At 58.9% G+C, this 567-nt stretch carries 1 protein-coding gene; it reads left to right on the forward strand.

Translation table 11 applies throughout. From position 1 onward, the window contains the following. Positions 1-15: 15 nt before the first annotated feature. A partial coding sequence (locus tag J9885_RS14955; RefSeq protein ID WP_210549909.1) for a VCBS domain-containing protein occupies positions 16-567 on the forward strand: 552 nt, incomplete at its 3' end.

A 567-nucleotide genomic window follows, 5' to 3' on the forward strand; every position in this document is an offset into this window, starting at 1 on the left:
AATACCGGTAATGGGTTGCTGGATATCACCAGCGTGACGTTGAGCGCGGATGGCAAGAGTGCGACGGTTGGATACACCTATACCTTGTCGGACAATGTGCTGACCCCGCCGGCAGCCACGGATCATTTCGACGACATAGGTAACTTCATCACGGTGACTGGGGTCAGTGGTGTGACCTCGTCGGCAGCTGACCTGCAGATCCGGATTGTCGATGACACCCCGCTTGCAAACAATGATACCGGTGGCACGGTCACGGAGGATGGCGCCGGCAGCCTGAATGGCAACGTGTTGGACAACGATGTGTCCGGTGCGGATACCCCGGCGGTGTTCGTGGGTTGGAGTGCGACCGGGCATGACAACAGTGCTGCGGTCAGTGCCCTTGGTACTTACGGTACCTTTACCCAGAACCCGACCACTGGAGCCTGGAGTTATACGCTGGACAACAGCAAGGCGGCCACGCAGGCGCTGACGGCAGGCTCGAACCTGAGCTACGACGTCTGGTACACGATGAAGGATGCGGATGGGGACGAGAGCATTGCCAAGCTGACCATCAACATCAAGGGGGCG

It is taken from the genome of Aeromonas sp. SrichE-2G (assembly GCF_017939565.1).
Classification (GTDB): domain Bacteria; phylum Pseudomonadota; class Gammaproteobacteria; order Enterobacterales; family Aeromonadaceae; genus Aeromonas; species Aeromonas taiwanensis.